Source organism: Furfurilactobacillus milii (assembly GCF_009864005.1).
GTDB classification, from domain to species: Bacteria; Bacillota; Bacilli; order Lactobacillales; family Lactobacillaceae; genus Furfurilactobacillus; species Furfurilactobacillus rossiae_B.
Genome location: NZ_WEZQ01000005.1, coordinates 124,408 through 136,490 on the forward strand (window position 1 = coordinate 124,408; position 12,083 = coordinate 136,490).

The following is a 12,083-nucleotide window of genomic DNA, read 5'->3' on the forward strand; positions in this document are numbered from 1 at the left end:
CTGGAGCTGTATATTTAGTTCTGGGCATACAAAAAATCCCTCCGTAACTGTCAGATGAATTATATTATTTCATCTGACAACCACAGAGGGATTATCGCACGATTTCAAATCTGGAATCATCAGTACACCTTTTTAATAACAATGATTATGCTGCGTTTGGTTAATTATGACTTACGGTTGTTGTGGACTTCTGGCTTAGTTAACTCCGCCAAATGTTCAGCTTCAACTTTTTCTTCGGTTTTCTCTGCGGCTTGTTTTTGTTGATATTCTTCATAGAGCTTGTGGTTTGGATCCACATAGTGGAAGGACGGATCAATTTCTTTATCCAGAGCATCAAAGGCGGCTTGCATTTGTTGATCAATTTGTTGTTGGCCGGCATCATCTGTTTTGAATTTACGGTCGATATAAATCGGTTCACCGAAACTGATTTTGACACGCTTGCGACTGAATAATCCCATAAATGTCAATGGCCCTTGATAAACAGTGGGAACCAAAGGAACACCAGCAAGTTTAGCGATGACTGTGGCGCCACCTTTCATTTCACTGGAATGACGAGTGCCAGAAGGAAAGATGATTGTCGATAGCTCACCTTGTTTTAGAATCTTGACGGGGGTCTTGATGGCTGAAGGACCTGGGTGATCCCGGTCTACCGGATAGGCATTGGCATGGTTGAGCACAAAGCGGATGATTGGATTTTTGAAGAGTTCCTTTTTGGTCATGAACGAGAATTTTCGAGGTGATGCGGCTAGAGCGTAATAAATCGGATCAAACCAAGTTCGGTGCGGCCCCACAAGAATGTAGGTTCCTTCTGGCAAGCGGTCTTTATGTGTGATTTTTGGTCGTCCGTTAACGATTAGCAGGATAATGCGGGCGACAACACGAATAAATGAATAGAACAAGGCGGTGCCTCCAAGTCTTAAATGTTTTTAAAAATAGGTAATCTAAAAAGCTGATAATTTAATGTGATTGACGTTTCCCGAATGTCGAAACATTGGCCTTAGTTTAAAAAATAAGTTGAAATTCGTCAACCACGTTGATTACTGACATAAACAAAGCTGGTCGCCATGGTATTTGGAAATCTACTTGCATTTGCTAGGCTAGACCATAATAATTCTGATAAGAGTATGACGAAGATGACCTTAGAATGCAAGGTTGAAACAGTCTGTGAAAGAAGTGAACGCATTAATGGAACCTAACTTACTGCCAGATGAACGAATTGACCAGTTATATGGGGCCGATATTAAAATTATTCAAAGCAAAACCGTTTTTTCATTTTCACTAGATGCGGTTCTATTAGCTGATTTTGCCAATCCCGACAGAACCAGACGAGGATTAACCGTCGATTTATGTGCGGGCAACGGGGCGGTTGGTTTGTTTTTCAGTCCTAAAACAAAAGGGCCAATAAAAATGGTTGAGATTCAACCACGTCTAGCCGATATGGCTCGGCGCTCAATTAGTCTTAATGGTTTGACTACACGGGCGGAAGTTCTGACAATGGATCTTAAAGATGTGACGACGGTTATTCGTCCTGATTCGGTTGCGGTTGTGACTTGTAATCCACCTTATTTCGTCGATGCACCAACGTCTCAAAAAAATCCCAATGAACATTACGCCATTGCAAGGCATGAGCTGACGACAACGTTAGCGGATGTGATTAACGCGGCCTCAGGATTGCTGAAAATGACCGGTCACGCGTATTTTGTGTTCCGACCAGATCGTTTTTTGGAAATGATGACGTTGTTACAGGCGGCTCGTTTGGCACCCAAACGGTTGCAGTTTGTGTACCCAAAACCAGGGCGTGAAGCCAATATGTTCCTAGTGGACGCTATCAAAGACGGCAAAACAAATGGTTTAAAAGTGTTACCACCATTGACTGTTGCAGACAACGAAGGTAAGTATGTTGGTCATGTTCGTGAATTGCTTTACGGAAACGAGGCGCAATAACAGTGTCGAAGCCTTATTATTTTTATGTGTTACTTTGTGCCGATAACACCCTTTACGGTGGCTTTACAGACGATGTTGGCCGACGCTTTGCAACTCATCAGGCTGGCAAGGGAGCCAAGTACACACGACCAGCATTTCGTCATCCGTTAAAAATGATTTATGCACAAGCGTTCGAAGATAAATCTAGCGCGCTAAAGGCTGAGTATGCATTTAAACATCAATCACGATCCAAAAAAATTGCTTTCCTTCAGGATCATCATGCCAACCCATTTGAAAATAATGATTAGTAATTAGCGAGACTGGGCCAGTTGTGTCATTAAACGGCGGTGATCGTGTGCCATTCTTTTAGAGAAGACGGGGCTAGTTTTGTGCTAAGCTAAATTGGTATTCAAAAATTGAAATAGTTGTCAACTTTACTTGGAGGAATAAACGTTATGAAAATTCTAGCTTATGGCGTGCGAGACGACGAAAAGCCTTACTTTAAAACTTGGCAGGCAGCACATCCAGAAGTAACTGTTTCGTTGACACCGGCTATTTTAGATGAACATTCCGTTGATGAGGCAGCTGGTTGTGATGGGATTAGCATTTTACAAACGGATCCAGTAGGGCCAGCGGTATTTGAACGACTGGTCAAAGAAAATGTGCGAGCAGTGTCGTCGCGAATCGTGGGTACGGACGCCATGGCGCTCGATACTGCAAAAAAATTAGGTATTAAGGTGACTAATGTGCCTGCCTATTCCCCAGCGGCAATTGCGGAATTCACAGTTAGCCAGTTATTGCAGTTGTTGCGCAACACGCGTCGTTTTGAAGCTAAAATTCACGCTCAGGATTTTCGCTGGGCACCAGATGTCTCACAGGAGTTGAATCAGCAAACGGTCGGTGTGATCGGCACTGGCAGAATTGGGCGTGCGGCAATTAAAATATACCGTGGCTTTGGCGCGAAAGTTGTTGCCTACGATGTTTACCATAATGCCGAATTGGAAAAAGAGGGTCTCTATGTCGACACATTGGCCGATTTATATCAGGCCAGCACTGTGATTACATTACATGCGCCAGCAACCAAAGATGATTTTCATATGCTGGATCAGGATGCTTTTGCCCAGATGAATGACGGTGTTTGGATCGTTAACGCAGGACGCGGCACGTTGATTGACAGTCAGGCGCTGATTACGGCGTTGGATAGTGGAAAGGTTGCAGGCGCCGCCTTAGATACTTATGAAAAGGAACTGCCCATTTTTAACCACGATTTAAGAGGTCAACAAATTGATGATCCAACCTTTAACAATTTGTTTGCTCGCGAGAACGTTTTAATGACGCCTCACATTGCTTTTTATACAAATGTGGCCGTAAAAAACATGGTGACCGTTTCTCTCGATCACAACTTGAGTTTGATTCAAACCGGTGCCTCTGAAGATCAGGTGATTTAATGCTTGTCACAGCACTTGGCGTTTGGTATACTAATTGTCGGTTCAAAACCAATTCACACCTAGCGTGATGCGCAAATCGGTGCTCAGGGATGAGTGATCTGTGTAAATGAGCGTTGGGGAGGAAAAACATTATATTTTGGAGGATTTAACACATGGCTGTTATTTCTATGAAGCAATTGCTTGAAGCTGGTGTCCACTTCGGTCACCAAACACGTCGTTGGAACCCAAAGATGAAGCGTTACATCTTTACTGAACGTAACGGTATCTACATCATTGACTTGCAAAAGACGGTTAAGATGGCTGACGTTGCCTACAACTTTGTTAAGGATGAAGCTGCTAAGGGTTCAAACATTTTATTTGTTGGAACTAAGAAGCAAGCTCAAGACTCAATCAAAGAAGAAGCAACTCGTGCCGGTATGTACTACGTTAACCACCGTTGGCTTGGTGGTACGTTGACTAACTGGAACACCATTCAAACACGGATCAAGCGTTTGAAGGACTTAAAGAAGATGGACGAAGACGGTACTTTTGATCGTCTGCCAAAGAAGGAAGTTGCTTTGTTGACTAAGCAACGTGAAAAGCTTGAAAAGTTCCTTGGCGGTATCGAAGATATGCCTGGTATTCCTGATGTTATGTTCATCGTTGACCCTCGTAAGGAACAAATCGCTGTTCAAGAAGCACACAAATTGAACATTCCGATTGTTGCCATGGTTGACACGAACACTGACCCAGACGACATTGACTACATCATTCCTTCAAACGATGATGCTATTCGTGCCATCCGTTTGATCTCTTCGAAGATGGCTGATGCTGTTATCGAAGGCCGCCAAGGTGAAGACCAAGGCGCTGACGATCAACAACAAGCCGCTGCTAAGGGCGATTCGATGGAAGATATCGTTGATGCTGTTGAAGGCGACAACAAGCAAAAAAACAACTAAGCGATAAAACCTTAGGCTGTCTATCAGTTGAGACCGTTGTGGCCTGAGATTGATAGGCAGTCTTTTTCTCAAATTACTATGTTTATTAAAAATTATGAGGAGGCCATACTAAGATGGCAGTTACAGCAGCTCAAGTTAAAGCATTACGTGAAAAAACCGGTGTTGGTATCATGGACGCTAAGAAGGCATTAGTTGCCACTGATGGTGATGAAGCCAAGGCCTTAGACTTCCTACGTGAAAAGGGTATCGCCAAGGCAGAAAAGAAGAGTGACCGCATTGCTGCTGAAGGATTAACCGAAGTTGCTATCCACGGTAACAAGGCAGCAATTGTTGAATTAAACTCAGAAACGGACTTTGTTGCTTCAAACGACACGTTCAAAGATTTGTTACAAACAGTTAGCGACCAAATTGCTTTGGAAGAACCTGCTACTGTTGAAGACGCTTTGAAGTTGAAAGCTAATGACAGCGAAACGTTAAGCGATGCAATCATCTCTGCTACACAAGTAACAGGTGAAAAGATTAGTTTGCGTCGGTTCCAGGTCGTTGATAAGACTGATGACCAAGTATTTGGTTCATACCTCCACATGGGTGGTTCAATTGCTTCTTTGGTTGTTCTTGAAGGTGGCGACGCCGAAACGGCTAAGGATGTTGCGATGCACGTCGCTGCAATCAACCCAGAGTATGTTGACCGGACTGATGTACCGGCTGACCGTTTGAACCATGAAAAGGATGTTCTTTCTAAAGAAGACGACCTTGCTGGTAAGCCAGACAACATCAAAGAAAAAATGATCGATGGTCGTTTGAACAAGTGGTTGGCTGAAATTTCATTGAATGATCAACCATTCGTTAAGGATGGAGATCAAACTGTTGACCAGTACGTTTCCTCGAAGAACGCCAAGGTTGTTTCATTCGTTCGTTACCAAGTCGGTGAAGGCATGGAAAAGAAGAGCGATGACTTCGTTGACGAAGTTATGGGTCAAATCAAGTAATTAAACCAGGGCGTACGTTATGTGCGCCTTTTTTGTAGAATGAGACGCCCACACGGGATCTGACAAGGAGGATGTTGGTCTAATGGCTGATGTAAAATACAAACGTGTAATGTTAAAGTTGAGCGGTGAAGCACTGGCCGGTGAACAAGGATTCGGAATCTATCCGCCAAAGATTAAAACCGTTGCTGAAGAACTAAGAGAGGTTTATGCCCTTGGTGTGCAGATTGCAATTGTTGTCGGTGGCGGTAACATTTGGCGAGGTGAAGCGGGATCTGAAATGGGCATGGAACGTGCCCAAGCTGATTACGTCGGTATGCTGGCAACTATTATGAACGCCTTGGCTTTACAAGACAGTTTGGAAAGCTTAGATGTACCAACACGTGTCCAGACTTCTATTGAAATGCGCCAGATTGCAGAACCTTACATTCGTCGGAAGGCTGTTCGTCATTTAGAAAAGGATCGGGTCGTGATTTTTGCCGGTGGGACTGGTTCACCATACTTCTCAACGGATACGACTGCTGCTTTACGAGCAGCTGAAATCAATGCGGATGCTATTCTCATGGCTAAAAATGGTACGGATGGTATTTATTCGGCCGATCCGAATGTAGATCCTGATGCCGTTAAGTATGATTCTTTGACTCACTTGGACATTATTAACAAGGGTCTCCATGTCATGGATACAACAGCAACGTCGTTGTCAATGGATAATAATATTCCACTGGTCGTCTTTAACTTTAACGAACCTGGCAATGTTTTAAAGGTTGTTAAGGGTGAAAATATTGGGACAACTGTTAGGGGGAAATAAAATGGCTGTTAATGAACCAATTTTAAAAGATGCACAAGAACGGATGAGTAAGGCTGGTGATGCGCTGTCACGTGAGCTTGGCAATATTCGTGCAGGCCGTGCAAACGCAGGCTTACTGGCTGATATTAAGGCGGATTATTATGGCGCGCCAACACCGATTAATCAAATGGCTTCCATCACGATTCCGGAAGCACGTGTCTTATTAATAACACCATTTGATAAAAGTAGTTTGGATGCCATTGAACACGCAATTTTGACTTCTGATTTAGGAATTAATCCAGCTAACGATGGTAACGCTATTCGGCTGGTTATTCCGCAATTGACGGAAGAAAGCCGGAAAGACTTGGTTAAACAAGTTCATGGTAAGGCTGAAGAAGCTAAAGTTGCCGTCCGTAATGTTCGTCGAGATGCAATGGATTCATTAAAAAAAGGTCACAAAAATGGTGACTTTACTGATGACCAGTTGCACGATCTTGAAGAACAGGCTCAAAAAATTACGGATGCTGGCATTAAGAATGTTGAAAATATCGCCAGTGACAAAGAGAAAGAATTAATGACTATCTAGTTACGGCTCTGTATATTTTTTATCATATGGTAGATTGCAAATTTGATCCGAATTTTTTGACAAATTAGTCAGCATCACTTGGTAAGGTGTTTGCCAGTTAAGTACTTTAAGGGGGCGTTGGTTAGATATCCTTTTTTTCGTGTCAACATACATAGATTACAGAAAGAAAAATCTGTTGTCGATCATGTCTTGTGACATGACCAACAACAGATATGATAGAACCTTTTAAAGGAAGCTGATCTTTTTTGTCCGAACAGCGTTCGGATTAATTTTACAATCTACCATATAAGCGATTGTGGTTGGAAAATTGTTTTTCCAGTCACAGTCGTTTTTTTTATTTAAGGTGATAATTTACCAATGAGTGATGGCTGTGGCCAGTTTTACCAGTTACGTTAAAGTGATACAATGCCGAGGTAGATATTTAAGACAACGATTATTGTTTGGCGACCATACATAATGGTTGTCTGTTCCTTCAACCGGGCACGTTTCGTCATTTTTTAAAGGGTCACTGCGTTTATTTCGCTGTGTTTTAATGTAATGACTGGGTGTTTTTGTTAAACTAGAAAGACGTAGAATTGAAAGGTGGACGTTGTTTTGTTTGGACGAAAAAAGACTGTGGCACCTGAAACTTCGCCAAGTGATCTCGATGAGACACGCATTCCTAAGCACGTTGCCATCATCATGGATGGTAACGGACGATGGGCTCAGAAGCGGCATTTGCCACGTGTGGCAGGCCACAAGGAAGGCATGAATACTGTTAAAAAGGTGACCATTGCGGCTAGTCATTTAGGTATTAAGGTGCTAACACTGTATGCTTTTTCAACAGAAAATTGGAAACGTTCAGAGAACGAAGTTAACTATCTTATGCAACTGCCAGTCGATTTTTTTGACACTTTTGTACCCGACTTGGTTAAAGAAAATGTGCGGGTTAATGTTATGGGATATACGGATCAGCTTCCGAAAAAAACCCAAACAGCTGTTAACAATGCGATTGCGGATACCGAGCACTGTACCGGCATGATTTTAAATTTTGCACTTAACTACGGCGGACAAGCGGAAATCGTGACGGCTATCCAAAAAATTGCGCAAAGAGTTGCTGATGGCGACCAACAGGTTGCGGACATTACTACGGAAACTGTTGATCGGGCCTTAATGACGGCTCCACTTGCGCCATACAATAACCCTGATTTGTTAATTCGAACTAGTGGAGAGGAACGAATTTCGAATTTTTTGCTTTGGCAAATTGCTTATAGCGAATTGGTATTTACAGAAGGGTATTGGCCTGATTTTGACGACACAGAATTGCGTCGCTGTATTGGGCAATTTCAACAACGTGACCGTCGCTTCGGTGGCGTCAAACAACCAAAAAATAAATAAGAGTTTGTGACGGGCTAATGCTTGTCCAGAAGTGAGGAGTTTCATATGCGTACTCGTGTCATTACCGCCGTTGTGGCGTTATTGATTTTTATTCCAGTGATTGTCTATGGTGGTTGGCTAATTCAATTGGCAGCCATTGTCCTTGGCGCCGTGGCGTTAGGCGAAGTGCTGGTCATGAAAAAGAAGTTGGTCGTGTCTGCGGAAGCGATTATTAGTTTTCTGGGGCTACTCGTGCTACTGGCCCCACAGAGTTGGTTGGCGTTTTTGCCTGCTAACGTCAATCGTGAATTTTTATTCTTTATTTTCGTGATGCTGTTGCTGTTACATACTGTATTCACTCGCAACCATTTTTCGTTTGATGACGCTGGTGTATTGACGCTTGCAATGTTGTACATTGGCATGGGCTTTTACTACTTTGTTGCTGCTAGAAATACAGGTCTGTCCACACTGTTTTACATTTTGTTTGTTATCTGGACAACAGATTCTGGTGCTTATATGATTGGGCGTAAATTAGGCCGGCACAAATTGGCTCCCCAAATATCGCCCAACAAAACATGGGAAGGTTCCATTGGTGGCACGATTGTGGCCGTTATTGTTGGTAGCGTTTGGGTTGTCTTTTTCCCACAACACTTTAGTTTGCCGATAATGGTTGTTTTGACACTGATTTACAGTGTTTGTGGTCAATTAGGTGATTTAGTTGAATCGTCTCTTAAACGTTTTTATGGTGTGAAGGATTCTGGCAAAATCTTACCAGGTCATGGTGGTATTTTAGACCGCTTTGACAGTTTGTTGTTTGTGTTACCTATTCTACATTTAACGGGGTTGATTTAGGCACAGGCATTTGATCCAGAAAAATAGATGTTCAAACTTCTGGCTGTTCATTTTTTAGAAACGCTAGTCAGGTCAAGTGAAAGGATCCTATGTGAATGGTAAAAACAATTGTTGCCTTTATTATTGTTTTTGGAATTTTAGTGGTCGTACATGAGTTTGGCCACTTTTATTTTGCCAAACGGTCAGGTATTCTTGTACGTGAATTTTCAATTGGAATGGGGCCCAAAATTTTTTGGACGCGCAAAAATGGCACATTGTATACCATTCGAATTTTGCCCTTAGGGGGTTACGTTCGAATGGCCGGTGCCGCCGAGGATGAGGATGACCAACTTCAACCGGGAACGCCAATCAGCATCATGATGGGCGATTCAGGTAAAGTCACCAGAATTAATGCTAGTGATCAAACGACACTGTTTAATGGCATTCCTGTCATTGTGACAGAGTCTGATTTAGTGGATCAACTTGTCATTAAAGGTTATGAAAATGGTGACGAAAGTGTCGTTAAAACGTATGCAGTAGACCATGATGCGACCATTATTGAAAAAGATGGCACAGAGGTGTTGATTGCACCCCGTGACGTCCAATTTCAGTCTGCTACGTTGTGGCATCGCATTTTAACTAACTTTGCGGGGCCACTGAATAATTTTATTTTGGCGTGGCTGGTCTTTGCCATTATGGGATTCGCCATGGGCGGTGTTGCTAGTAATAGCAATGCAATTTCAGGGGTGTTAGCAAACACGCCGGCTCAATCGGCTGGCCTAAAATCGGGTGACCGAATCGTTAGCGTTAACGATAAAGACACTAATAGCTGGACGGCTGTGACAAGCGCTATTACTAGTGATACCCACGGTGACATCACACTTGGGATTAAGCGTGGTCAAAAGACGGTTAAGCATGTCAAAATAACGCCGCAGGTAAAAAATGTGTCCGGCAGTAAAACGCGGACTGTTGGTATTAAACGTGGAATCGATACTGGCTTTTTTGCCAAGTTATTTGGTGGGTTTTGGAACACGACTGTGCTGTTATTTGCGGCGCTCGGTCATTTGTTCACGCATTTCAGTCTCAACGACCTTGGCGGACCAGTGGCGATTTATGCGAATACGGCTACAGCTACACAGGCTGGTTGGAGTGGCATTCTCTACTGGCTCGGTTTCTTATCGTTAAATTTGGGAATCGTCAACTTGTTGCCAATTCCCGCGCTAGACGGTGGTAAACTGGTTTTAAACGTAATTGAAGCAATTCGACGTAAACCATTGTCACAACAAACTGAAGGTGTCGTCACAATCATCGGATTTGGTTTTGTTTTGTTCCTGATGATTCTAGTCACATGGAATGACATCATGCGCTATTTTGTTCACTAAAACGACTGACAATGGTCGTTAACTTTTGGAAGATTGAGGAGAATTAATCGATGAAACAAAGTAAAATGCTAATTCCGACGTTGAAAGAAACGCCGAGTGATGCGGAGGCCTTGAGCCATCAAATGATGTTACGGGCGGGGTATATTCGACCAGTTGTTGCTGGTGTTTATGCTTACCTGCCACTGGCTTTCCAAGTGTTAACAAACGTGGAAACAATCGTTCGTGAAGAAATGGCTAAGATTGATGCCGTTGAAATGCTAGCGCCAGCGTTACTACCGGCGGATCTCTGGAAACAGTCGGGCCGTTATGACACGTACGGTCAGACGATGTATAAGTTGAAGGATCGTCATGAACGTGATTTGATCCTTGGTCCAACCCATGAAGAAACTTTTACAAGCTTTATTCGGGATGAAGTGAAGTCGTACAAGCGGCTACCATTGGTTATGTACCAAATTCAGCAAAAGTATCGTGATGAGGATCGTCCTCGTTATGGACTGCTACGGGGTCGTGAATTCCTGATGTTGGATGTTTATTCATTCCATAGCGATGCTGAAAGCTTGGACCGTGTTTTCAAACAGATGGAAGTTGCCTTTCGAAATGTCTTTAACCGTTGCGGTCTGAACTACCGTGAAATTCTGGCGGATTCTGGTGCGATGGGTGGTAAGGAGTCGCGCGAATTTAACGCCATCGCGCCAGTTGGTGAAGATACGATTGCTTATTCCGACAGTAGTGATTACGCTGCTAACTTGGAAACGGCAACGAGTCTTTATGTGCCGAAAAAGTCACATGAAGAGCCCCGCGAGTTAGAAAAAATCGCCACTCCCGGTGAAAAAACCATCGATGCGATTGCTAAACGTCTTGATATCGACACAACTAAGACATTGAAAACCATGTTGTACATGGCTGATGGCGAGCCATTAGTTGCCTTGATTCGTGGTGATCATGAAGTTAATGACACTAAGCTAAAAAATGTTGCCGATGCAACTGACTTAGAAATGGCAACTACGGAACAAGCTGAGCAGTACTTGGGGGCAGATTTTGGTTCCCTAGGTCCCGTTGGTGTCAGTGAAGACATTAAAATTATTGCTGACCAGGATGTTGCTGATCTTATGAACATGCCGGTTGGTGCCAATGAAAATGGCTTCCACTATCTGAATGCAAACTTGAACCGTGACTTCCGTGTTGATCAGTTTGCAGACATTCGCTTGGTTCAGGAAGGCGATGTTTCTCCTGATGGCGAGGGTGTCTTGAAGTTTAACCGTGGTATTGAAATTGGTCACGTGTTTAAATTAGGAACCCGTTATTCTGAGTCACTTGGTGCTCAGGTTCTTGACGAAAACGGTCGTCAAAAAGATGTGATCATGGGTTCCTACGGGATTGGTGTAAGTCGGTTACTGTCTGCAATTGCTGAACAGACGGCTGATGAAAATGGTCTTGCATGGCCTAAAGCCATTGCGCCATTTGACATTCACTTGATTCCCGTTAACATCAAAAATGATGAACAACGTGAATTGACTGATGAACTTGAAACCTCCTTAACCGATGCCGGTTACAAAGTATTGGTGGATGATCGAACTGAACGTGCCGGTGTTAAATTCGCTGATTCCGATTTAATCGGTTTGCCATTGCGAGTTACTGTTGGGAAAAAGGCGGCGGACGGTATTGTAGAAATCAAACTGCGTAAGACTGGTGAAACGGTTGAAGTCCGCAAAGAAGAGTTAACCGAAACTGTAGCCATTCTTTTCAAGGGCATTGACTAACGCTGTTCTTTTGAAATTAAAACGTTACTGATAACAAGTCGAACCTTTAGGGTATTTTCCCATCAGGGTTCGACTTGTGTGTATTG

General features: G+C 43.2%; 12 protein-coding genes. 11 read left to right on the forward strand and 1 reads right to left on the reverse strand.

Annotated features, from left to right (window positions below; genetic code table 11):
* Positions 1–164: 164 nt before the first annotated feature.
* Positions 165–899 carry a lysophospholipid acyltransferase family protein gene (locus tag GB993_RS03390; protein ID WP_161003100.1) on the reverse strand — a complete coding sequence of 245 codons (735 nt, stop codon included), beginning with the start codon at positions 897–899 and terminating at the stop codon, positions 165–167.
* A 286-nt stretch (positions 900–1,185) separates the two neighbouring features.
* Between GB993_RS03390 and GB993_RS03395 the strand changes: the two genes are divergently transcribed.
* The 11 genes from GB993_RS03395 (at position 1,186) to GB993_RS03445 (ending at position 11,997) form a co-directional block, all read left to right on the forward strand.
* Positions 1,186–1,944 (forward strand): tRNA1(Val) (adenine(37)-N6)-methyltransferase, encoded by a 759-nt coding sequence (locus tag GB993_RS03395; RefSeq protein ID WP_161003381.1) that lies wholly within the window; start codon positions 1,186–1,188, stop codon positions 1,942–1,944.
* Between the two features lie 2 nt (positions 1,945–1,946).
* Positions 1,947–2,231 (forward strand): GIY-YIG nuclease family protein, encoded by a 285-nt coding sequence (locus GB993_RS03400; protein ID WP_161003101.1) that lies wholly within the window; start codon positions 1,947–1,949, stop codon positions 2,229–2,231.
* A 147-nt stretch (positions 2,232–2,378) separates the two neighbouring features.
* Positions 2,379–3,371 carry a D-2-hydroxyacid dehydrogenase gene (locus GB993_RS03405; protein WP_161003102.1) on the forward strand — a complete coding sequence of 331 codons (993 nt, stop codon included), beginning with the start codon at positions 2,379–2,381 and terminating at the stop codon, positions 3,369–3,371.
* Positions 3,372–3,523: 152 nt separating this feature from the next.
* On the forward strand, positions 3,524–4,309 hold the full coding sequence (rpsB, locus tag GB993_RS03410) for a 30S ribosomal protein S2 (RefSeq protein WP_161003103.1): 786 nt from the start codon (positions 3,524–3,526) through the stop codon (positions 4,307–4,309).
* A 113-nt stretch (positions 4,310–4,422) separates the two neighbouring features.
* Positions 4,423–5,298, forward strand: a complete 876-nt coding sequence (gene tsf, locus GB993_RS03415; protein ID WP_161003104.1) for a translation elongation factor Ts — start codon at positions 4,423–4,425, stop codon at positions 5,296–5,298.
* An 82-nt stretch (positions 5,299–5,380) separates the two neighbouring features.
* Positions 5,381–6,103 carry a UMP kinase gene (gene pyrH / locus GB993_RS03420; protein ID WP_017261989.1) on the forward strand — a complete coding sequence of 241 codons (723 nt, stop codon included), beginning with the start codon at positions 5,381–5,383 and terminating at the stop codon, positions 6,101–6,103.
* A gap of 1 nt (position 6,104) precedes the next feature.
* A complete protein-coding gene (gene frr, locus GB993_RS03425; protein WP_017261988.1) occupies positions 6,105–6,668 on the forward strand; it encodes a ribosome recycling factor in 564 nt (187 codons plus the stop codon).
* A 681-nt stretch (positions 6,669–7,349) separates the two neighbouring features.
* The gene (uppS, locus tag GB993_RS03430) at positions 7,350–8,045 is read left to right on the forward strand and encodes an undecaprenyl pyrophosphate synthase (RefSeq protein ID WP_238331591.1); all 696 of its coding nucleotides are present in this window, start codon (positions 7,350–7,352) and stop codon (positions 8,043–8,045) included.
* A gap of 45 nt (positions 8,046–8,090) precedes the next feature.
* Complete coding sequence (locus tag GB993_RS03435; RefSeq protein WP_161003106.1) at positions 8,091–8,876, forward strand: phosphatidate cytidylyltransferase; 786 nt, start codon at positions 8,091–8,093, stop codon at positions 8,874–8,876.
* Positions 8,877–8,971: 95 nt separating this feature from the next.
* Positions 8,972–10,237, forward strand: coding sequence for an RIP metalloprotease RseP (gene rseP, locus GB993_RS03440; protein WP_161003107.1), 1,266 nt, complete (start codon positions 8,972–8,974; stop codon positions 10,235–10,237).
* Between the two features lie 50 nt (positions 10,238–10,287).
* Positions 10,288–11,997 (forward strand): proline--tRNA ligase, encoded by a 1,710-nt coding sequence (locus GB993_RS03445; protein WP_161003108.1) that lies wholly within the window; start codon positions 10,288–10,290, stop codon positions 11,995–11,997.
* Positions 11,998–12,083: the final 86 nt, after the last annotated feature.

Excerpts from the sequence above, each read along its gene's own strand:
- GB993_RS03395 (WP_161003381.1), top strand. The coding sequence starts at position 1,186 with ATGGAACCTAACTTACTGCCAGATGAACGAATTGACCAGTTATATGGG.
- GB993_RS03405 (WP_161003102.1), top strand. The coding sequence starts at position 2,379 with ATGAAAATTCTAGCTTATGGCGTGCGAGACGACGAAAAGCCTTACTTT.
- rpsB (WP_161003103.1), top strand. The coding sequence starts at position 3,524 with ATGGCTGTTATTTCTATGAAGCAATTGCTTGAAGCTGGTGTCCACTTC.
- tsf (WP_161003104.1), top strand. The coding sequence starts at position 4,423 with ATGGCAGTTACAGCAGCTCAAGTTAAAGCATTACGTGAAAAAACCGGT.
- pyrH (WP_017261989.1), top strand. The coding sequence starts at position 5,381 with ATGGCTGATGTAAAATACAAACGTGTAATGTTAAAGTTGAGCGGTGAA.
- frr (WP_017261988.1), top strand. The coding sequence starts at position 6,105 with ATGGCTGTTAATGAACCAATTTTAAAAGATGCACAAGAACGGATGAGT.
- uppS (WP_238331591.1), top strand. The coding sequence starts at position 7,350 with ATGGATGGTAACGGACGATGGGCTCAGAAGCGGCATTTGCCACGTGTG.
- GB993_RS03435 (WP_161003106.1), top strand. The coding sequence starts at position 8,091 with ATGCGTACTCGTGTCATTACCGCCGTTGTGGCGTTATTGATTTTTATT.
- rseP (WP_161003107.1), top strand. The coding sequence starts at position 8,972 with ATGGTAAAAACAATTGTTGCCTTTATTATTGTTTTTGGAATTTTAGTG.
- GB993_RS03445 (WP_161003108.1), top strand. The coding sequence starts at position 10,288 with ATGAAACAAAGTAAAATGCTAATTCCGACGTTGAAAGAAACGCCGAGT.